This is a genomic window from Dethiothermospora halolimnae (genome assembly GCF_037577855.1).
Taxonomy (GTDB): domain Bacteria; phylum Bacillota; class Clostridia; order Tissierellales; family VENL01; genus Dethiothermospora; species Dethiothermospora halolimnae.
On sequence record NZ_JBAKFX010000026.1, the window covers coordinates 32,352 to 53,002 of the forward strand.

Consider the following 20,651-nt stretch of genomic DNA (forward strand, 5'->3'; position numbering starts at 1 on the left):
GGATTTGTTATGGATATTAAAATCTTAGGTTCTGGATGTGAAAAATGTTCTAAAACCTACAAACTAGCTAAAGAAGTAGTAGGAGAAATGGGTATTAATGCAAATGTTGAAAAAGTTGAGGACTTAAAGGAAATACTAAAGTATGGAGTTATGAAAACTCCTGGATTAGTTATAGATGATGAAGTAAAATCATCGGGAAAAACTTTTTCAAAAAAAGAACTTAAAAATATTATAGAAAAAAATAAATAGGAGGATTTCTATGGATATTAAGATATACGATGAGGTTTGCTGAGGCGGCAGTAAACTGGCGCCCATCGTTGATGCGGCTTTAGAACAACTGGGTTATCGCCCTGATTTTGAAATTATAGGAGATATTAGAGAAATAAAAAAATTAGGCATAAAAAGAATGCCCGCTCTAATGGTAAATGGTAAAATTATATTTGAAGGAAAAGTTCCTTCAATATTGGATATGCCAGATATATTAGAAAAGGCATTAAAATAAAAAGGGCTTTTGCCCTTTTTATGTAGGTTTCAGGAAAAAGTGCTGAATATATTCAGCCCTAATATCACTCTATACTTCCTTAACTATCTCATGATACATAAGCCTTCTTTCCCTTGGTTTTATTTCATTACTATTATCATGATATCCCATTGTTATAAGCATTGTAACTATTTTATCATCATCTATATCAAATAATTCCTTTACTTTATCTTCATCAAATCCAATCATTGGATGACTCTCTACTCCATGGTATTTTGCTGAGTACATAATGGACATTGCCAATAATGAACTATTTCTAGCTGCAAAAGCCACCTTTTTCTCAGATGTTGGATATAATTTTGTATCACAATGATTTATTATCCCCTTTGCCTTGTCTTCCGATAGTCCATTATTTATCTTTTCATCCCACATTATATTGTCCCTTTTATAACCATTTGTATCTCCTATTATGGCAAGGGTCACAGGGGCATCTAAAACTTTTTGTTGATTACAAGCCTTTTCATATAGTTCTTTTCTAGCTTTATCGGATTTTATGACTACTATCTCCCATGGTTGAATATTAAATGCCGATGGTGCCAACACAGCCATATTAATTATGTCCTTTAATGTATCCTCCTCTATTTCTTTATCTTTATCAAAATAGTTAACTGACCTTCTGGTTTCATATATTTCTCTTAAATCCTTCACAAAATCACCTTCCCTGTATTTATTATTATTAATTTATTTACCCTTTTATTTATTCTTTATTCTCTGATTTCCATTTCTTCTTTAATAATATTAGAGTCTAGGCATTCCTTGATCGACTTTAACATCCTATTTCTCTAGCCGTCCATTAATCTCGCTTCCATATTAAATTTCATGACCGCCCTTCTGGACAGGGCTTGCCCTGTCCCTACGGTTTCCATTTCTTCTTTCTTCTTTAATATAAGTACCGATACAATGCATTGGTATTTTTTCTAAAAAAGACATTGTATCTTCATTGTATCTATTGTATAATATTATTGTAATCATACTATACATACTAAAAAGAGGAGGTAATAATATGGAAAATACTAATATAAGATCATTTTCTAAAATGACCACACGAGATTTAGTTTTGAATTCATTATTAATAGCAATTGTCTTTGTAGCAACTTTTATGATTAAGTTTCACCTTCCAGTTTCTATTAATGATGGTGGTTTAGTTCATATGGGTACAGCTGCTTTAGTTGCAATTTCTATAGTTTTTGGTAAACATAGAGGAGCTATTGCTGGAGGGCTAGGTATGTTTTTATTTGATGTCACCTCTCCATTTTATATGTGGGCTCCATTTACTCTTGTAATAAGATTTGTTATGGGTTATACCATCGGTACAATAGCCTATGCTAATGGAAAAAAAGGTGAAAATATGTTTTACAATATTATAGCTATTTTAATATCTGGTGTTTGGATGGTGGCTGGATATTTCTGCACTAACTTAATTCTTCATCATAGCTGGGTTGGAGCAGTAAGTTCAATATACGGAGATGTATTACAGGTTGGAATAGGTCTGTTTATAGGTCTACCTTTAGCTATGATACTAAAACAAGTATTTAAAAAATCAAATTTTAAATTTTGAGAGAATATGATTTTATGCCATGAAATTCGGTCTGGGCATGCCCAGACCCTACATATAGATAGACAATATTTTATTATATAACGTTAAAACAGAGCTAGATCTATCTAGCTCTATTTTTTTAATATCTCATTTAAAGTATGCCATGCCAGCACCCCACATTTTACCCTAGCAGGCATATTTGATATATTTTTTAGTACTATGGCATCTTCTAACTTTTCTAATTCCTCTTCATCAGTTATTTCTTTTTTTATCATTCCCATAAAAGTTTCTATATCATCTATTGCTTCTTCTTTGGTTTTTCCCTTTATAAGATCTATCATCATAGATGCTGAAGCCTCTGATATGGCGCATCCTGTTCCCATAAAGGATATATCTTCTAATATGTCTTTATTAAACTTTACTGAAACAGTCAAATCATCACCACAACTGGGATTATGTCCCCTTTCAGTATAATCTGGATTATCTATCTCTTTTTTATTGTGACCACTTTTATTATGTTCCATAATCAATTGGGAATAAATACCATTAAGATCCATATCCTAACCACTTCCTCACTTTTTTTAAGCTCTCAATAAATATATCCACATCCTGTTTATCATTATATAAATAAAAACTTATCCTTGTTGTTCCCGGTATATCTAAATATTTCATTAAAGGCTGGGCACAGTGATGTCCTGATCTAACTTCTACCCCATAGGCATCTAATATACTTGCCACATCATGGGGATGAACATCATCTACACTAAAGGATATAACTCCACCTCTATTATCTACATCTTTAGGTCCATGTATTTTTATATAGGGTATTTCCATCATTTTTTCCAAAGCATGCCTTGTAAGTTCTATTTCATGATTTCTGATACTTTCTATACCTATATTTTCTATATACTCTATAGCCTTAGCTAGACCTACTGCCCCTTCTACATTTTGACTTCCACCTTCAAACTTATGGGGTATAGGGGCAAATGTAGATTCATTTTCTAAAACATATTCAATCATATTTCCACCACTTAAAAATGGGGACATTGTTTCCAATAATTCTTCCTTTCCATATAGTACTCCTATCCCCATGGGTCCCAATATTTTGTGACCTGAAAATACGAAAAAGTCAGCATCTAAACTTGTAACATCTACTTTCATATGGGGGGTACTTTGGGCACCGTCCACCACTACTATAGCCCCCATATCATGGGCATAATCTATTATGTCCTTTATTGGGTTTATTGTACCCAATACATTTGACATATGGGTTATACCAACTATTTTTGTATCTTTAGTTATCTTTTCTTTAACTTCATCCATTGTTAGCTTTTCATCTTCATTTAAATACATATATTTAATATTAGCATTTTTAGCCTTGGCAACTCTTTGCCAAGGTACTATATTGCTGTGATGCTCCATTATTGATAATACTATTTCATCTCCACTATTTATAAAGTCCATTCCATAGGAATAGGTGATAAGATTTAAGCTTTCAGTTGTATTTTTAGTAAATATAATCTCCTTACTACTCTTGGCATTTATAAACTTCCTTACCCGTTCTCTAGCATCCTCATATTTTTCTGTTGATATTACACTCAAACTATGGGCTCCCCTATGGGGATTTCCATTATGCTTTTCATTATATTCCCTTACTTCATCTAATACAGACTTAGGTTTATGGGTTGTGGCAGCACTATCTAAATAAACTAGATTATTATCATTTACCCTTTGATCTAATATTGGAAAATCCTTTTTTATATTTTCCACATTTATTTTAGTCATTGATAATTCTCCTATCTATTTCATTATTTATTATATTATGAAACTCTTCTATATTTACTCTATCAACAATGGGTTTAAAGGAGCCCTTTATTATCAGCTTTTTAGCTTCCTTTTCCGTTAGTCCTCTACTCATCATATAAAATAATTTATTTTCATCCACTTGACCGGCACTGGCAGCATGTTCCCCTTCCACATCGTCTTCTTCACATAATAGGGCTGGAATAGCATCGGCCTTTACTGTTTTATCTAGTAATATAACATATTCCTCTTCTACCCCTTTAGATCTAGTGGAGCCTTTCTTAAAGTCTAGGTTTCCTCTAAATACTTTTCTGGCATTATCCTTTAATACTCCCCTAGTCTCTATATTACTTATACTTCGTCTTCCCCTGTGGACCATTGAATATCCCAAGTCCATCTTTCTATCTCCATCACCTATATAAACACTACTTAAATTTGATTCACTGGTATCACCATTTAGGTTAGTAATATAATTGGTTCCATTTATTTCACTTCCAAAATCAACAGATATCCAATTTACCTTACCGTTACCTTCTATTTTTGCTATATTTGAATCAAGGTTAATTGATATATCACTTAATCTTTGAATCTTTATAATATTTACCACAGAACCCCTTTCGGCGAACACCTTTGTAACGCCATTATGAAATACTTTAGTATCACTATTAGAAGCATAGTCAAATAATATATTAACTTCACTATTTTCTTTAGCCACTATTATATTGTGATCTAAAACAACTGGATTATCTTTATCCATATCATATCTTACATATATATATGCCTTATTTTTGTTGCCATTAGAGGCATATGCCACTACTCCACTATTATATAGGGATTCCGATAGGGTTACTAGTTTCTCGTCCACTCCAAATTTTTCTTTTATATATAAATAGTCCTTAAGACCTTCAAAGGAATTTATATCATCTAATATACTTCTAACTTTGATATTACTTAAGTCTTTTTTATTAAAACTTAAAAATTCTTTATTATAATCCTTATATTCTGGCAAAGGAATCTCTTTTACCCTTAATCTTTTCCATTTAGGTAGACTTAAAGCATCATATCTTTTAAACTTTTCTTCTCTAAAATCAGATATTATTCTATTATTATCCATTCTATCCCTCCTTTAACCTATGGTTCCTTCTAGTTCTAGGTTAATTAGATTATTTAACTCAACTGCATACTCAAGGGGTAATTCCTTTGTTATAGGTTCAACAAATCCCCTTACTATCATTGCCTTTGCTTCCTCTTCATCTATTCCCCTGCTCATTAGATAAAATATTGCTTCATCGCTTATTCTACCTATTTTAGCCTCATGACCTATGTCTATATTGTCATTCATAAGTTCTATTATGGGCACTGTATCAGATTTAGAATCATTATCAAGCATTAAGGATTCACAGGAAACTGTTGACTTACAGTGATGGGCATTTGGTGCAACTTTTAAAAGTCCTCTATAAAAAGCATATCCACCATTTTTCGATATTGATTTTGAGTTTATTGTTGATGTTGTATATGGGGCCGCATGAACCACCTTTGAACCAGTATCTAAATGTTGTCCCGTTGATGCAAATGTAATACCTGTAAACTCTGCTCTAGCTCCTTCTCCCCTTAATATACTCATGGGATAAAGCATAGATACCTTAGAACCAAAGGACCCCGATACCCACTCTATGACTCCGTTTTTATCAACTGCTGCCCTTTTTGTATTTAGGTTATACATATTTCTTGACCAATTTTCTATTGTACTATATCTAAGTTTTGCATCTTCTTTTACAAATAATTCAACACAACCGGCATGTAGGTTATTTACAGAATATTTGGGAGCTGAACAACCTTCTATAAAGTGTACACTGGCTCCCTTTTCAACTATTATTAAAGTATGCTCAAACTGTCCTGCACCGGGAGCATTTAATCTAAAATATGACTGAAGGGGTATATCTACTTCTACACCTTCAGGTACATATACAAAGGATCCTCCAGACCATACAGCTCCATGTAATGCTGCAAATTTATGATCATTTGGAGGTACTAACTTCATAAAGTATTCCTTTACTATATCTTCATATTCATTAATTGCTGTTTCCATATCTGTGTATATGACCCCTTGTTTAACTAAATCCTCTTTTATATTGTGATATACCACTTCTGAATCGTATTGGGCTCCCACACCTGCTAGGGATTTTCTTTCGGCTTCAGGAATCCCTAAGGATTCAAAGGTTTTCTTTATATCCTCCGGTACATCTTCCCATCTACTTCCCATATCAGCATCAGGGCGAATATAGGTTATGATATTTTCAATATCTAAACCAGATAAATCAGCCCCCCACTCAGGAACCGGTTTACTATTATATATTTCTAGGGATTTAAGTCTAAAATCCATCATCCATTTAGGTTCATCCTTTTCCCTTGATATCTCCCTTATTATCTCTTCAGTAAGACCCTTTTCCGATTTATATCTATACTTAAATTCATTTTTTATATCATATACACCACGCTCAACATCTTCTATATAGGTTTTCTTTCTCTTTTCCATATTTAATCACTCCCACTATCTAGAGTATTTTGCTTTAACAGTTTCATAGCCTTTATCATCTATCTCATTAGCCAAATTAATGTCTCCAGATTCCACTATCTTTCCATCTAGTAAAATGTGAACATAATCTGGTTTTAAATATTCAAGTATCTTATTATAATGGGTTATAACTATTATTGAATTTTCATCATTTTTAAGCTCCTTAACCCCTTTTGCCACAGTTTTTATAGCATCAACATCAAGCCCTGAATCGGTCTCATCTAATATTGCCAACTTAGGCTCTAAAACAGCCATTTGAAGCATCTCGTTTTTCTTTTTCTCTCCTCCTGAAAAACCTTGATTTAAATATCTAGATGCATATTCTTCCTTTATATCTAAAAGATCCATTTTTTCTTTAAGTACTTTTTTAAACTTCATAACCATTTGTCTCTTACCTGTTACTGAGCTTTTAGCTGTTCTTAAAAAATCTTCCACAGTAACCCCCGGTATCTCTTCAGGATATTGAAAGGATAAAAATATACCTTTTTGACCCCGTTCATCTGCTTTAAGTTCATTTATGTTTTCTCCATCAAATTCTATTTCTCCATCCACTGTCTTGTATTTAGGATGCCCCATTAATGTATAGGCAAGGGTTGATTTGCCTGCGCCATTAGGACCCATTATTACATGAATCTCGCCTTTATTCACTTCCAAATCTAACCCCTTAAGGATTTCTTTATCTTCTATTTTTGTATGCAAATTTTTTATTTTTAAGAGTTTATTTGACATTTATATCTCTCCTTTAAATCTTAATTGAAAATCATTATTAATATAATACCCATAGTCAAAAATAATAAACCAATTATCCCGACCTTTTTACTGGGATTTTATATATATTATTTTTATATTGTAATTAGTTATAAACCTATTGAATAGAATCTAGTAATGGACCTTTATACAGTAATTAGTTTTTTATTTATAATAATGTTATAATAGGGTGGGGATGTGAATTTGAAATATTCTAAAAAATATAAAGATTTATTAATACAAATATTATCAATAATTATATTGCTGGTTATAATATATTTATTATTTGTTACCGTATTAAAGTTTCTAATGCCCTTTGTACTGGCATATTTAATTGCTTATATTACAAACCCAGTGGTTAATTATCTTCAAAAAAAATTTTCCCTAAAAAGAAATATTGCCAGTGCTATTGTGGTTCTTTTAACTTTATTTTTAGTGTCCTCTATCTTATTCTTAGCTTTTTATCGTATTATTTTAGAAATAAAAAGATTATCAGACAATCTACCAATATTGTTTGATAACCTCTATTATATAGTAAATGATATTATGATTAAGGGAACAAAACTTTATTCTGATTTACCTAAGGAAGTCACTCAATTTGTAGATAGCTTGTTAGAAGGTGTTACATCGGGTTTAACATCATTTATTAAGTCTTTTACCCAATTTACAACTAGATTTGCCTATGATTTTGCAAAATCTTTACCTTCTATTATGTTGTTTTTTGTTGTATTATTTTTATCTACATATTTTATAAGCAGTGATAAAAGAAAATTATCAAAATTTATTGGTAATTTAATTCCATATAATATTATTTCTAAAATTATCACTTTAAAAAACAGTTTAATAATGGCCCTACTGGGATATCTAAAGGCCCAGTTAATACTTATGTTAATTACTTTTATTGAACTTAGTATAGGTTTCTTTATTATAGGTATTGAATATGCAGTTATTCTAGCACTATTAGTAAGTATAATCGATGCATTGCCTATTCTAGGTACTGGGATAATCCTTATTCCCTGGGCAATATTTTCGATTTTTACCGGAGACTTTACAATGGGAGTTTATTTAATCCTATTATATACTATTGCATTATTGGTAAGACAATCTCTAGAACCAAAAATTATTAGTAAACAGGTAGGGCTATATCCTCTAGTGACCCTTATGTCCATTTATATTGGTCTTAAAGTATTAGGTGTGTTGGGAGTTATCTTAGGTCCTGTTATTGTTTTAGTTATCAAAACTATTTTAGATTCTAATTTAATTAATATATGGAGGAACAAGGAATGATAATATGGGTTTTTTAAAAAATTATAGTAAAGATAAATTAATAAATATTAAAAATAAGGATTTATTTCATTTATTTATAACCATATTTTCCTTAGTATTACTTATACTTTTAGCTAAATACTCTGGATTAACTAAATATGCAAATATGAATAATATAACTGAGCTCCAACAATGGATTAAAGATTTAGGTATAATAGGTCAACTAATATATATAATTATAAACATAATAACCACACTATTAATGCTTCCTGTAACTCCCATAAAGATATTAGGAGGTCTTGCCTTTGGACCTATTATTGGGACCATATTAATATGTATCAGTACAACTATTTCGGCAACCCTACCTTTTTTGGTATCAAGGTATGCCCTTAGAAATATAGTTAAAAGAAAACTTAAGGATAATGAATATTATAAAAAAATTCATAGGGGAGTTGAAAATAAAGGTTGGAAAATGATAATGACCACAAGGCTTATTATACTATTTCCTTTTACATTACAAAATTATGCCTATGGTATAACTGGAATTAATCTATTTACATATGTTATAACGTCTTTTATATTTATGATTCCTTCCAATATCGGTGTTACCATATTTTCTGCCATAGTAAGTCATGGTGGTAGTATAGTTATTGGGATTATAATCTATGTTATGATATCTGCGTTATTTGCAGTCTTGGGAGTTTTCTATTCAAATAATAATGGACAAAATCATTAATTAATGATTTTGTCCATATTTATTATTTTTGATTTTCCTCAACATATTCTTTAGCATTTTCAACTTCTAAAAGACTTGGTATAGGCACCCTTGAAACTCTTTTGATTTTTTCTATATTTGCCCATGCCGCTGTTTTATGATTTTCAATTGGGATTTCCATTTTCCTTTGTTTGTATCTATTTTTAGCCATAAAACCCCTCCCATTATTAGTATCTCTAATAATGGGAGGAATATTCTAATACTCCAACTCCGATAACTTTCTATATATCTTATACCTCTCTTTAGCATCCTTTTCTGCTGAATTATATAATCCTTCCGCGATATCAGGGAATGTATTTGATACTTGAGAAAATCTTAGTTCTGTCATAATAAAATCTTTAAATGATTTTTTAGGCTCTTTAGAGTCTAAAATAAATGGATTTTTACTTTCTTCTTTTAACATAGGATTAAATCTATATAGATGCCAGTAGCCACTTTCCACCGCCTCTTTTTCCTGTCTAACACTGGTTCCCATACCGGTTTTTATCCCATGACTTATACAGGGTGCATAGGCTATTATTAGGGAAGGTCCCTTATAGTTTTCTGCTTCTTTTAATACTTTTACTGTATGGTTCATATTGGCACCCATGGCTATTTGAGCCACATAGACATATCCATAACTCATAGACATTAAACCTAAGTCTTTTTTCCTTATTTTTTTACCCGATGCTGCAAACTTAGCTGATGCTGATTTGGGAGTAGCCTTTGATGACTGTCCTCCAGTATTTGAGTAAACTTCAGTATCAAATACTAATATGTTTACATCTTCTCCAGAGGCTAAAACATGATCTAGACCTCCATAACCTATATCATAAGCCCATCCATCTCCACCAACAATCCATTGAGATTTTTTAATTAAGAAATCCTTTTTATCTAATATTTCCCTTATAATAGGATTGGTTTTATTCTGTGATTTATCTATTGCATTTAATAATTCTTTAGTGGCAACCTTTGAACCTTCACCATCATCCCTTGATTGTATCCAATTATTAAATGCACCTTTAATATTATCATCTAAATTACTATTAAGCCCATCTTCCATTAAGGCATATAATTTATCTCTTATTTGTTCCACTGCCAAATACATTCCATATCCATATTCCGCATTATCTTCAAATAATGAATTTGCCCATGCTGGACCCTTTTCTTCAGCATTAACAGTAAATGGCATTGACGGTGCACTTGCTCCCCATATTGATGAACAGCCCGTTGCATTTGCAATAATCATCCTATCTCCAAATAGTTGAGTTGCAAGTTTCAGATATGCAGTTTCTCCACACCCTGCACATGCTCCATGGAATTCTAATAATGGTCTATTAAATTGACTTCCTTTAACAGAATATTTATTCATCAAGTCACTTTTATCCGTAACATTTTTTCTTGCAAATTCCCAGTTATCTTTCTGTCTTTCAATTTCTTTTTCTGCTTCAACCATAACTAGAGCTTTATTAGGTGCTGGGCATATGTCTGCACAGTTGCCACATCCGGTACAATCAAGGGGACTTACTTGTATGCGATATTCTAACCCATCTAGTCCTTTTCCAATTGCTTTCTTTGTTTCAAATGTTTCAGGCTTACTTTGACTCTCCTCCTTATTTAGTACAAATGGTCTTATTACTCCATGGGGGCATACATAGGAGCATTGATTACATTGAATACATTTATCAGTTTGCCATTGGGGTATCGTTACTGCTATTCCTCGCTTTTCATATGCTGTTGTTCCCACTGGGAATGTACCGTCTTCCATTCCTTTAAATCTTCCTACAGATAAATTATCTCCTTCTTTTTTAGCCATAGGTCTTTGTATATCTTTTATAAAGTCCGGTTCTTCTTTTATTGGTGGTTTATCCTCTATTATATTCTTCCAATTCTCTTTAACCTCTACTTTTATAAGACTGTCTAAAGCTCTATCCACTGCTGAATAATTCATTTCCACTATTTTACGACCTTTTCTGCCATAGGTTTTTTCTATAAAATCTTTAAGGTAGCTTATAGCATCATCTATTGGAATTACATTAGTTAGCTTAAAAAATACAGTTTGCATAATCATATTAATTCTTCCACCTAACCCTATATTATGGGCTATATTAACAGCATCTATTATATAAAATTCAATATCATTATCTGCTATATAATTTTTAATTGCACTGGGAAGTTTTTCATCTAATTCAGTTTCATTCCATGGACAGTTTAAAACAAATGTACCACCCTTTTTAAGTCCCTTAAGTAAGTCATAATGATAAATAAAAGATTTATTGTGACAAGCAATATAGTCGGAATCATATACCAAATAAGTAGATTTTATTGGTTTTTCTCCAAACCTCAAATGGGATACTGTTGTTCCTCCAGATTTTTTACTATCATACTCAAAATATCCTTGGGCATATAATTTGGTTTTATCACCTATTATCTTAATAGCCATCTTATTTGCTCCAACGGTACCATCGGAACCTAATCCAAATAACCTACAACTAATATTACCTTTAGGTGTAGTATCTGTATTTTCCACTGATTTAAGGGATGTTTCAGTTATATCGTCAATAATTCCTAAAGTAAAGTCATTTTTAGGACTATCATTTTTTAAATTATTATATACTGCTACTATTTGACCAGGGGTTGTGTCTTTCTGACCTAGACCAAATCTCCCCCCTACAATAACTGGATTTTTTTCATTATCATAAAATAAGCTTTTTACATCTTTATATAAAGGTTCCCCCCCTGAGCCCGGCTCTTTGGTCCTATCTAATACTGCTATTTTCTTCACACTATCTGGCAATACATTAAAGAAATATTTAGATGAAAAAGGTCTATAAAGATGTACTTTTATAAGTCCTACCTTTTCTCCTTTTTCAATTAAATAATCAATGGTTTCTTCAATAGTTTCACATACAGAGCCCATTGCCACAATTATATTTTCTGCCTCTTTATGTCCATAATAGTTAAATGGATGATAGTTCCTTCCTGTTACTTTGTTAATTTCATTCATATAATTTTCAACCTTATCAGGAACCTCTTGATAAAATGGATTTATTGACTCTCTTTGTTGAAAATATATATCTGGATTTTGGGCTGTTCCCCTTATTACTGGCCTTTCAGGATTTAGCGATCTATTTCTAAAGTCATTTACCGCCTTATAATCAATTAGTTTATCAAATTCCTCATAATCTATAACCTCTACCTTTTGGACCTCATGGGATGTTCTAAAGCCATCAAAAAAATGTAAAAAAGGCAATCTTAATTTTATACTACTAAGATGGGCTACTCCAGCTAAATCCATAACCTCCTGAACACTACTGGATGCCAACATTGCAAACCCTGTTTGCCTAGTGGCCATAACATCCTGATGGTCCCCAAATATTGATAAGGCATGGGCTGCTATTGCCCGAGCACTTACATGGAATACTCCTGGGAGTAACTCACCAGAAATTTTATACATATTGGGAATCATTAAAAGTAATCCTTGAGAAGCTGTATAGGTTGTTGTTAGTGCTCCCCCTTGTAATGCCCCATGGACTGACCCTGCAGCTCCAGCCTCCGATTGGAGTTCAGCAACTCTAACCGATTGCCCAAACAAGTTTTTCTTTCCATTTGCTGCCCACTTATCTACCAATTCAGCCATTGGTGATGATGGAGTTATTGGATAAATAGCCGCTATATCAGTAAAAGCATAGGATACATATGCAGCAGCTTCATTTCCATCCATGGTTTTCATAATTTTAGTCATATATTCAACCTCCTTAATTGTACAAATCTAATATTTTAGTAATTTACTGGGGGATTACTAATATCCCAGCAATAAAATAATAATAAGATATCAAATTTTATTATTTGACAAACTAAAATAATAATACATAAATACATGAAAAAACTTCTATTAGGTTTTTATATTATTTTTTATAATAAATTAGAGGATTTTATATATTATTATCGAATATATTTAATAGTAAAGAATTTTCACACTTTTTTAATTTTTCAATTCTTGTGATGTTATATTATGGAATATTATATTATTTTATTATAACTTTTAATTATGTTTTAGTTTAAAAGGGGGAATTGTTAAATGGTTTTACAAAATGGCAAAAGTCTAAAAATTAAAGAAATTACTATTAATAATGATGTTTATGAAGTGGAAATTATCAATAAACAAAATGAACTACTTCTCTATGGCTTATTAAACGATAGACAGGATTTAGAAATAGAGTCTACTTTACAGAAATACCCTATGTCTATATACTATTTAAGATTATCAGACAAAAAAAATAATAAGTCACAAGAGTTATTAATAGGTACAAAAGAACAGGATTGTATAAAGGCAATAGAAATAATTAAAAACCATGAAATAGCTTTTGACCATATAGAAACAGTTTTAAATGAGATGGGGATTCCAAATTTACATGAGATTGATAAAATGACTATTGACTCCATTGAAAAAGCTGTTTTAGACCAGGATAACTAAATAAATTAAGGGCATCGCTTAAGCGATGCCCTTAATTTATTTAGTTATCCCCACTAACATCCAATCTCCATTTATCTTTACTTATGCCATTTTTAATATATAAATCCATGGCCACTGAATCCATATTAAAGTTAAATAGTTTATACCAAAATGGATGTTCTGACTTAAAGTTTATATTATTTTTGTCACTATTAATTTGTGATTTAAATTCCTTCCAACCTAACCTTTCTTCTATATATCTAAATTTTGATTTAGCTTTAATATCATTCCAGGTATTACTGTCTATCAAATATATACTTTCATTTTCATTGTTTTGAGCAGCTTTTATGATCTCCTTTGCAACTTTATAAGGCTTATTAAATTTTAAATTTACATATAAAACTCCCGTTCCCACCATAAGTATCATAATAATTATTATTGATATAACTCTCTTTCTCCCCATTATTATCCCCCTTTTGGCTTTAGCTTATCTCTTTATTTATTTCTCTTATAACATGGATTATACTTTTCTTCTTTTTCCTTAAATCTAGTAATTTATCATTTTTATAAAATTTTATTCCTATTTCTACAGCTTCACTACACTCCTCCTTCCATCCCCGTAATACTTTCTCTGCTTTATTAGAGTTTCTTAAGATAAAGTCTGTTAATAATACAATCTGTATAAAGTCAAATTCTTTGTTAGGACCAAATATATTAGTCTTTGTTTTGTCAAAGAGTTTATTTTCAAAATCCATTTCTCTACTCTTTCTATTACCGGCTATAAATTTTATAGTACCTATATTACTTGTCAAAATGGCACCATAACACATAATACACGGCTCCATGGTTAGATATATAGTATACGACCTTATATTTTTGTACTTATATTCATTTAACTTAAGAATTGCATTAATTCCTCCATGGGCAATCCTGTTACCTGAAATTTGTCCTATGATATTTTTCCTTTCATATGTTTTATCCCTTCCTTTAGCTACTATATTATTCTTATCATCTACGATAACAGCCCCTATAGGTCTTGAACCTTTACAATATGATTTCCAAGCTTGGGAAAAGGCAAGCTTCGTAGGTTCTGGCATATTTATATCCATATATAAACCCCTTTTTAAAAATTATTAAAATAACTATTATTTTATATTTCTTCATTTTTTTAATATTTCCTGCATATATTAGCCGTTTTTAAATTATTTTTCAAATACCAATTTTTGATATGATCATCATCTTATATTTATCATTTTTTTACAAATAATATATTTAGTAAATAATAAATGATTTTTGGAGGTGCAATATGAAAAAAAGTTTAGTAGTACTATTGGCTCTTTCTTTATTATTAGTTTCATGTACTGAGCCAGAGGAAAAACCACAACAACCACAACAGAAACAGCAACAACAATTGGAAACCGATGAGTCTTATATTTTTGACACCGCAGATGTTCAAAATTGTAGAATTACAGCTGACAAAACCCCAGTTAAATCAGGTAAAGGTAATAATTTTAGTACCATAGCCTACCTAAAGAAAAATGATGTAGTTAAAGTTTTAGACGAGCAGGATAACTGGTACATTATTCTTCTTGATAATAACCAAGTTGGCGCATTACCTACTAATCAAGCAACACCTGTAGTTAGAGAGAATCAAACATCGGGGAATGAACCTAATGGTGAAACAAATGATAGACCAAATACCAATGTTAAACCTAGAGAACAGCAAAATGAAAATCAAGATACCCAAAATAAAACTGAACCTAATAACGAACCAAATAATATAGCTAGAAATAATACAACTACAAACTTGGCATCCAATGAGCAACAAATGGTTAATTTGGTTAATGCTGAGAGAAAGAAAAACAATCTACCTCCTTTAACAGTGGATCCAGAAGTCACAAGGGTAGCTAGAATAAAATCTCAAGATATGGTAGACAATAATTATTTTAGCCATAATTCTCCTAATTATGGTAGTCCCTTCGAAATGATGGATGATTTTGATATTGAATATTTACATGCTGGAGAAAATTTAGCAGGTAATTCAACTGTTCAAAGGGCCCATAATGCATTAATGAACTCCAGTGGCCACAGAAAGAATATTCTTAGTCCAAATTTCACCCATATAGGTATAGGAATTAAACCAAGTGAAAAGTATGGATATATATTTACGCAAATGTTTATAAGTAAACCACAATAAAAAATCGGCTATATAGCCGATTTTTTATTGTTAATAAATATTTATTTTTCCTCTATTATCATAGCATAACTTCCTATTTCATAATATCTTTGTATAAGAGTATCTTCATCATAAATAACATGGCCTCTTAACGGGTCCATAGCATAAATTTTATCATCTACGTACCCTTTAATTACAACAGTATGCAAGTTTGTAGGCGCTTTAAAATATTCTTTACTACCACTGAGATACCATGAATAGTTAAACTTCCCTTTCTGCATATCAATAGTTACCCAAATAATTATCGGTATACCCCTATTAATATAGTTTCTTAACTCTTCTTTACTCGAGTTACTAATATTAATAGCTTTTTTATCCTGTGAAATATCATTAAAATAACGATTAGCTGCATCTATAATTGGAGACGGAAAGGAAAACCATCCGTTGGCATCACTGGGATCTCCAACAAAAGCCTTATGGGGATTAGGTCCATAAAGTTTTCCATCTTTATGATAAAAGTACTTTTTATCTAAATATTTATCTGCCATCTCTACTTTTTCTACTTCGTAATTATAATAATTTAATAGAGCCGTTAATGACGTTATCTCACATCCATTTGGCAATTGGGGATTTTGCAGAATTGTTTCAACTGGCATATATACCTTTTTTATATTTAAACTTCCATCTTCTAGCCTTTCATAATCCTTTATATAATCAAATACTTTATTTTCAAATATAACGTCATTATTATTACTTTTAATTTCAATAATATGCTCCTCTTCACTGGTTTGATAATATTCAGGGCTTCTTACTTGTTTTATCTTATACTTTTTATAATAACTTAATGGAGCTGAAGTTGCCTTTCCATTATTATTGGTTATCAGCTTATCTACTACAGTATTTGATTTAATTTCTATAATGGAGTATTCAGACCCTTTAATAGGAACTTTTGTTTTAAAATCAATATTTTCAATAGTTATAGTGCCCTTTTTATTAATATCATTTATCTCTTCAAAGTGATAGCCAACTATAAAAATCTCTATAAACAATATAATAACTAATATTAATAAAGTTTTCTTTAACTTCCTCTCCATTTTAGTTTCCTCCATATCAATATTTAACTATATTTTAGCAACTATATAGCCCTTTAGTTATATACTATTTATAAAGCCCTTATATAATACCATATTATTATAAAACCTAATATTTAGATTTATTATAATTCTATAAAAAACTTCTTGTACCATATAAGAAATACATATACTGTCCATACACGTCTGGCATTATCACTTTCTTTTCTATAGTGAGCATCTAAAATTTCAATAAGGTCTCCTTTATTGAAAAATTTACCTGCTATATCAGATTGGAACATGTCCTTAACTATGTTATAGTATTTTTCATCCCTTAGCCAGTGTCTTATAGGTACTGGAAAACCTAGTTTTTTCCTTTTTGCCCATTCATCCGGTAGTACCTCATTGGCCGCTACCCTTAAAGCATATTTAGTCTTTTCACTATCAACAAGTAGCTCACTAGGAATTTCCGATGCAAGCTTCTGCACTTCCTTATCTAGAAAAGGTACCCTTAGTTCTAAAGAATGGGCCATACTCATTTTATCTGCTTTAAGAAGTATATCCCTTGGCATCCAAAGATGTAGGTCTAAATATTGCATTTTACTTAAATCATCTTCACTATTTATATTTTTATATATTTTCTTAGTTATCTCTTGTGCAGATGGACCATATTTATATTCATCATTTAAGACTTTTAAAGCCTCATCTTCTTCAAATACTATGGCATGTCCAATAAAATGCTCTTCTATAGTTTGTCCACCTCTAACTAAAAAGTCAGTTATCTTATTCTTTGGTAAAGCCTTAGATAATGATGACATCCCTTTACGTAAAAAGTGGGGCAGTTTTTGATATTTAGTCATTTTTCTTGAGGTTTGATACCATAAATATCCTCCAAAAATTTCATCTGCTCCCTCTCCCGATAATACAACCGTAACATGTTCACTTGCTAATTTAGATAAGAAATATAGGGGAACCACAGAAGGATTAGATTGGGGCTCATCCATAAAATACTGTATTGTTGATAGATTTTCAAAACACTCCTCAGCTGTAACCATTGTTTTATGATTTTCAATTTTTAAAATATCAGATAATTCTTTTGCTAGATTTGTTTCATCAAACATAGCCTCATAATCATTGAATCCTACGGAAAATGTATTATCCGGCTTTAGTAAAGAGGCAATATAGCTGGAATCTATTCCCCCCGATAAAAAAGACCCTACCTTTACATCACTAATCTTATGATATTTAACTGATTCCTCCATACTTTGTTTTATTTTATCAACATAATAATTCAAATTATCATCTGTCTTATCAAAGTTTGGTTTCCAATAGGGTTTAGTTTCTATATTCCCATTTTTATAAATCATATAATGTCCCGGTTTCAGCCTATATACCCCTTTAAAAAAAGTTTCATCAAGAACTGAATATTGAAAAGTTAAATAGGGCTTTAATGCTTCATTATTAAATTCCTTTATATAAGAAGGATGTTTTAAAAAGGATTTAATTTCTGAACCGAAAATAAAAGAACCATCCCTAGTATTTTGTGTATAGTATAGGGGCTTAATGCCAAAAAAGTCCCTTGCCATAAATAACTCTTCATTATTTCTATCCCATATGGCAAAACTAAACATCCCCCTAACCTTTTTTAATAAATCTACTCCATACTCTTCATAAGAATGGATTAATACTTCACTATCGGTATCACTTTTGAATATATGACCCTTGTTCTCTAGTTCTATCTTTAGTTCTTTATAGTTATATATCTCACCATTAAATACTAATATACAACTACTATCTTCATTATGAATCGGTTGGCTCCCATCCTCTGACATATCTATTATCTTAAGACGTCTAAATCCCAACGATATATTACCATCATTATATATTCCAGAACTATCTGGTCCTCTATGAATTATAGTATCCATCATATTATTAATTATATTTTTTTTATCTATAGGCAAATTACTACCCGTAAAACCAACAAAACCACACATATTTACCACCCCTTAACAATTTTCATGTATATCAATAAAAAAACTAAATCTATTCTACAAAATACAAATCAAACCTTTTATTGTAAATATAACTCAGGTTTTTCCCTATTAGAATATCGAAATTATACCACCTAAATCCTCAAATTTCAAGGATTTATATATTAATATTTATGAGCTTAATACTTTTTTAGTAGAAACAAAGGCGCCATCGGCACTTTTTTGTCCAGTGCAGGGTGCGAAGAGCAGGGTAGTTGGTAAGACCATGAATGTATACAAGAATTTACCACTTTATTATGGCCACTAATTTTTTCTAAAAACACAGGTGTTTTTATCTCCTATATAAACTATTTTCATATCAAAGATATTGCCTAATATTTTTAAAGTTTTAGGAGTATAAAAGGATATATGGGTTGGATCCCTTCTATACCACCATTTTTTAAAATCCTCTTCATCATTTGTATGAAATAATGTCATTATTGATAATATTCCCTCTCTATTTAAATGTTCCTTTAACATTTTAAAGGTTTTCCTAGGCTCTGATAAATGTTCAAATACTTCTGTGGATGTTATTAAGTCGTACTTTTTATTTTCAAATACTTTCTCCGGTTGAAAGTAAAAGTCATAAATATCCACATCAAAACCTTCACTCTTTAACAACTCTTTCAATACTGGTCCAGGGCCACAACCAAAATCTAAGGCCTTTTTTATATTATCCTTCCAAGGTAAAACTGCTCTATTTAAAAAGTCTTTAAACATATTAACGTATCCTTCATTGTCCAATGTATTTTCGTGTTGATTATATTGTTTTACCTCTCTTTTTTTAGACACCATGTGATCTTCATCAATAAATATAAATTCACATTCTGTACAGCTATAATATTTATTATCAAATTTTTCATCATAGATTATATCGACTTTATTATTACATATCTTACAACTTATTTTATCCATAAAAATTTCCTTTCTTATAAGCTTTATGTTATTTTTTACTTTTTATATATCATTTTAACATGGGGTATCCCGTCTTCTAAATAACCTTCCGATACTACTTTGAACCCTATATCTGTATAAAATTTAATAAGATATTGTTGAGCCGAAATAGTTATACTATCCTCCCTAAGATCATTTTCAATAAACTTAATGGCTCTTTTCATTAATTCTTTAGCTATTCCCCTCTTTCTATACTCTTTCTTTACCAAGACTCTGCCTATTGAAGTATTTTTATATGACACTCCTGGGGACAATATTCTTAAATATGATATTATCTCATTATTATTTGTAAGATATAAGTGATATGCTTTTTTATCTTTATCATCACACTCTGGATATGGACAATCCTGTTCCACAACAAAAACATTTGTCCTCTCTTTTATAATATTATATAACTCTTCTAAGTCTAGTTCATTAAACTCTTTTATATGCCACTTCATATTCATCTATCCTTCCTGTTTATTATATATTAATTATAGCATTTGCTTTTATGTTATTCAAAATAGTAAAATATATTTAAGGATATGATTAAGTGAATATATACAATTCAATATACAAAAGAAAATCTATAAGGAAATATACTAATAAAAGTTTAAAAGTAGAAGATTTTAACCATATAGAGTAGGAGGTAGATAATTAATTTATCTACCGGCCTCTCACACCACCGTACGTACCGTTCGGTATACGGCGGTTCACTAAGACAATCTGAATTTTTCATACTGTGAAGATAAACTTGTAAAGC

The 20,651-nt window shown here is 30.8% G+C and carries 22 protein-coding genes; 7 read left to right on the top strand and 15 right to left on the bottom strand.

From position 1 onward, the window contains the following. Positions 1–9 precede the first annotated feature (9 nt). The gene (locus V6137_RS11475) at positions 10–249 is read left to right on the top strand and encodes a thioredoxin family protein (protein WP_425448077.1); all 240 of its coding nucleotides are present in this window, start codon (positions 10–12) and stop codon (positions 247–249) included. A gap of 64 nt (positions 250–313) precedes the next feature. Next, entirely contained in the window at positions 314–502 is a 189-nt protein-coding gene (locus V6137_RS11480) for a thioredoxin family protein (RefSeq protein WP_425448098.1), read from the top strand. A gap of 69 nt (positions 503–571) precedes the next feature. On the opposite strand, the gene V6137_RS11485 is transcribed toward V6137_RS11480, so the two are convergent. Together V6137_RS11485 and V6137_RS11490 are read right to left on the bottom strand one after the other, a co-directional pair. Next, entirely contained in the window at positions 572–1,189 is a 618-nt protein-coding gene (locus tag V6137_RS11485; RefSeq protein ID WP_425448078.1) for a nitroreductase family protein, read from the bottom strand. A 162-nt stretch (positions 1,190–1,351) separates the two neighbouring features. After that, positions 1,352–1,513 carry a hypothetical protein gene (locus V6137_RS11490; RefSeq protein ID WP_425448079.1) on the bottom strand — a complete coding sequence of 54 codons (162 nt, stop codon included), beginning with the start codon at positions 1,511–1,513 and terminating at the stop codon, positions 1,352–1,354. Between the two features lie 31 nt (positions 1,514–1,544). Here V6137_RS11490 and V6137_RS11495 point away from each other — a divergent pair, with 31 nt between their 5' ends. Continuing rightward, the gene (locus V6137_RS11495) at positions 1,545–2,099 is read left to right on the top strand and encodes an ECF transporter S component (protein WP_425448080.1); all 555 of its coding nucleotides are present in this window, start codon (positions 1,545–1,547) and stop codon (positions 2,097–2,099) included. A 110-nt stretch (positions 2,100–2,209) separates the two neighbouring features. On the opposite strand, the gene sufU is transcribed toward V6137_RS11495, so the two are convergent. Genes sufU through sufC form a run of 5 tightly spaced genes read right to left on the bottom strand, consistent with a single transcriptional unit; the run spans position 2,210 to position 7,185 of the window. Beyond that, positions 2,210–2,635 carry a Fe-S cluster assembly sulfur transfer protein SufU gene (gene sufU / locus V6137_RS11500; RefSeq protein WP_425448081.1) on the bottom strand — a complete coding sequence of 142 codons (426 nt, stop codon included), beginning with the start codon at positions 2,633–2,635 and terminating at the stop codon, positions 2,210–2,212. Next, positions 2,625–3,863: a cysteine desulfurase gene (locus V6137_RS11505; protein ID WP_425448082.1), complete on the bottom strand. Its 1,239-nt coding sequence runs from the start codon at positions 3,861–3,863 to the stop codon at positions 2,625–2,627. The genes sufU and V6137_RS11505 overlap by 11 nt, the downstream gene beginning before the upstream one ends. Then, entirely contained in the window at positions 3,856–4,995 is a 1,140-nt protein-coding gene (sufD, locus tag V6137_RS11510) for a Fe-S cluster assembly protein SufD (RefSeq protein ID WP_425448083.1), read from the bottom strand. The genes V6137_RS11505 and sufD overlap by 8 nt, the downstream gene beginning before the upstream one ends. A 12-nt stretch (positions 4,996–5,007) precedes the next feature. Then, the gene (sufB, locus tag V6137_RS11515) at positions 5,008–6,417 is read right to left on the bottom strand and encodes a Fe-S cluster assembly protein SufB (RefSeq protein WP_425448084.1); all 1,410 of its coding nucleotides are present in this window, start codon (positions 6,415–6,417) and stop codon (positions 5,008–5,010) included. Positions 6,418–6,432: 15 nt separating this feature from the next. Beyond that, positions 6,433–7,185 carry a Fe-S cluster assembly ATPase SufC gene (gene sufC, locus V6137_RS11520; RefSeq protein ID WP_425448085.1) on the bottom strand — a complete coding sequence of 251 codons (753 nt, stop codon included), beginning with the start codon at positions 7,183–7,185 and terminating at the stop codon, positions 6,433–6,435. Positions 7,186–7,407: 222 nt separating this feature from the next. Between sufC and ytvI the strand changes: the two genes are divergently transcribed. After that, a complete protein-coding gene (gene ytvI / locus V6137_RS11525; protein WP_425448086.1) occupies positions 7,408–8,490 on the top strand; it encodes a sporulation integral membrane protein YtvI in 1,083 nt (360 codons plus the stop codon). A gap of 4 nt (positions 8,491–8,494) precedes the next feature. Further along, entirely contained in the window at positions 8,495–9,205 is a 711-nt protein-coding gene (locus V6137_RS11530; RefSeq protein ID WP_425448087.1) for a TVP38/TMEM64 family protein, read from the top strand. A 22-nt stretch (positions 9,206–9,227) separates the two neighbouring features. Here the strand turns inward: V6137_RS11530 and V6137_RS11535 are convergent, their stop codons facing one another. Together V6137_RS11535 and nifJ are read right to left on the bottom strand one after the other, a co-directional pair. Next, positions 9,228–9,395 carry a CDIF630_02480 family spore surface protein gene (locus V6137_RS11535; RefSeq protein WP_425448088.1) on the bottom strand — a complete coding sequence of 56 codons (168 nt, stop codon included), beginning with the start codon at positions 9,393–9,395 and terminating at the stop codon, positions 9,228–9,230. Positions 9,396–9,440: 45 nt separating this feature from the next. Continuing rightward, positions 9,441–12,968: a pyruvate:ferredoxin (flavodoxin) oxidoreductase gene (gene nifJ / locus V6137_RS11540; protein WP_425448089.1), complete on the bottom strand. Its 3,528-nt coding sequence runs from the start codon at positions 12,966–12,968 to the stop codon at positions 9,441–9,443. A 336-nt stretch (positions 12,969–13,304) separates the two neighbouring features. Between nifJ and V6137_RS11545 the strand changes: the two genes are divergently transcribed. Then, positions 13,305–13,700, top strand: a complete 396-nt coding sequence (locus V6137_RS11545; protein WP_425448090.1) for a hypothetical protein — start codon at positions 13,305–13,307, stop codon at positions 13,698–13,700. A gap of 40 nt (positions 13,701–13,740) precedes the next feature. Here the strand turns inward: V6137_RS11545 and V6137_RS11550 are convergent, their stop codons facing one another. Next, a complete protein-coding gene (locus V6137_RS11550) occupies positions 13,741–14,142 on the bottom strand; it encodes a hypothetical protein (RefSeq protein ID WP_425448091.1) in 402 nt (133 codons plus the stop codon). 19 nt (positions 14,143–14,161) lie between these two features. Then, positions 14,162–14,788, bottom strand: coding sequence for a nucleoside deaminase (locus V6137_RS11555; RefSeq protein WP_425448092.1), 627 nt, complete (start codon positions 14,786–14,788; stop codon positions 14,162–14,164). Positions 14,789–14,985: 197 nt separating this feature from the next. Here V6137_RS11555 and V6137_RS11560 point away from each other — a divergent pair, with 197 nt between their 5' ends. Continuing rightward, the gene (locus V6137_RS11560; protein WP_425448093.1) at positions 14,986–15,876 is read left to right on the top strand and encodes a CAP domain-containing protein; all 891 of its coding nucleotides are present in this window, start codon (positions 14,986–14,988) and stop codon (positions 15,874–15,876) included. A 41-nt stretch (positions 15,877–15,917) separates the two neighbouring features. Here V6137_RS11560 and V6137_RS11565 read toward each other — a convergent pair whose 3' ends face one another. From V6137_RS11565 to V6137_RS11580, 4 genes are all read right to left on the bottom strand, one after another. Next, complete coding sequence (locus V6137_RS11565) at positions 15,918–16,949, bottom strand: C39 family peptidase (RefSeq protein WP_425448094.1); 1,032 nt, start codon at positions 16,947–16,949, stop codon at positions 15,918–15,920. A 122-nt stretch (positions 16,950–17,071) separates the two neighbouring features. After that, positions 17,072–18,919 (bottom strand): asparagine synthase (glutamine-hydrolyzing), encoded by a 1,848-nt coding sequence (gene asnB / locus V6137_RS11570; protein WP_425448095.1) that lies wholly within the window; start codon positions 18,917–18,919, stop codon positions 17,072–17,074. 300 nt (positions 18,920–19,219) lie between these two features. Continuing rightward, on the bottom strand, positions 19,220–19,870 hold the full coding sequence (locus V6137_RS11575; protein WP_425448096.1) for a class I SAM-dependent methyltransferase: 651 nt from the start codon (positions 19,868–19,870) through the stop codon (positions 19,220–19,222). Positions 19,871–19,905: 35 nt separating this feature from the next. Continuing rightward, positions 19,906–20,355 carry a GNAT family N-acetyltransferase gene (locus V6137_RS11580; protein WP_425448097.1) on the bottom strand — a complete coding sequence of 150 codons (450 nt, stop codon included), beginning with the start codon at positions 20,353–20,355 and terminating at the stop codon, positions 19,906–19,908. Positions 20,356–20,651: the final 296 nt, after the last annotated feature.

Coding starts and splice junctions, on each gene's coding strand:
- sufU (WP_425448081.1), bottom strand. CDS start 2,635: ATGGATCTTAATGGTATTTATTCCCAATTGATTATGGAACATAATAAA.
- V6137_RS11505 (WP_425448082.1), bottom strand. CDS start 3,863: ATGACTAAAATAAATGTGGAAAATATAAAAAAGGATTTTCCAATATTA.
- asnB (WP_425448095.1), bottom strand. CDS start 18,919: ATGTGTGGTTTTGTTGGTTTTACGGGTAGTAATTTGCCTATAGATAAA.
- nifJ (WP_425448089.1), bottom strand. CDS start 12,968: ATGACTAAAATTATGAAAACCATGGATGGAAATGAAGCTGCTGCATAT.
- V6137_RS11490 (WP_425448079.1), bottom strand. CDS start 1,513: ATGATTACAATAATATTATACAATAGATACAATGAAGATACAATGTCT.
- V6137_RS11550 (WP_425448091.1), bottom strand. CDS start 14,142: ATGGGGAGAAAGAGAGTTATATCAATAATAATTATTATGATACTTATG.
- V6137_RS11575 (WP_425448096.1), bottom strand. CDS start 19,870: ATGGATAAAATAAGTTGTAAGATATGTAATAATAAAGTCGATATAATC.
- V6137_RS11535 (WP_425448088.1), bottom strand. CDS start 9,395: ATGGCTAAAAATAGATACAAACAAAGGAAAATGGAAATCCCAATTGAA.
- sufD (WP_425448083.1), bottom strand. CDS start 4,995: ATGGATAATAATAGAATAATATCTGATTTTAGAGAAGAAAAGTTTAAA.
- V6137_RS11580 (WP_425448097.1), bottom strand. CDS start 20,355: ATGAATATGAAGTGGCATATAAAAGAGTTTAATGAACTAGACTTAGAA.
- V6137_RS11495 (WP_425448080.1), top strand. CDS start 1,545: ATGGAAAATACTAATATAAGATCATTTTCTAAAATGACCACACGAGAT.
- V6137_RS11565 (WP_425448094.1), bottom strand. CDS start 16,949: ATGGAGAGGAAGTTAAAGAAAACTTTATTAATATTAGTTATTATATTG.
- V6137_RS11530 (WP_425448087.1), top strand. CDS start 8,495: ATGGGTTTTTTAAAAAATTATAGTAAAGATAAATTAATAAATATTAAA.
- V6137_RS11560 (WP_425448093.1), top strand. CDS start 14,986: ATGAAAAAAAGTTTAGTAGTACTATTGGCTCTTTCTTTATTATTAGTT.
- V6137_RS11545 (WP_425448090.1), top strand. CDS start 13,305: ATGGTTTTACAAAATGGCAAAAGTCTAAAAATTAAAGAAATTACTATT.
- V6137_RS11555 (WP_425448092.1), bottom strand. CDS start 14,788: ATGGATATAAATATGCCAGAACCTACGAAGCTTGCCTTTTCCCAAGCT.
- V6137_RS11475 (WP_425448077.1), top strand. CDS start 10: ATGGATATTAAAATCTTAGGTTCTGGATGTGAAAAATGTTCTAAAACC.
- sufC (WP_425448085.1), bottom strand. CDS start 7,185: ATGTCAAATAAACTCTTAAAAATAAAAAATTTGCATACAAAAATAGAA.
- sufB (WP_425448084.1), bottom strand. CDS start 6,417: ATGGAAAAGAGAAAGAAAACCTATATAGAAGATGTTGAGCGTGGTGTA.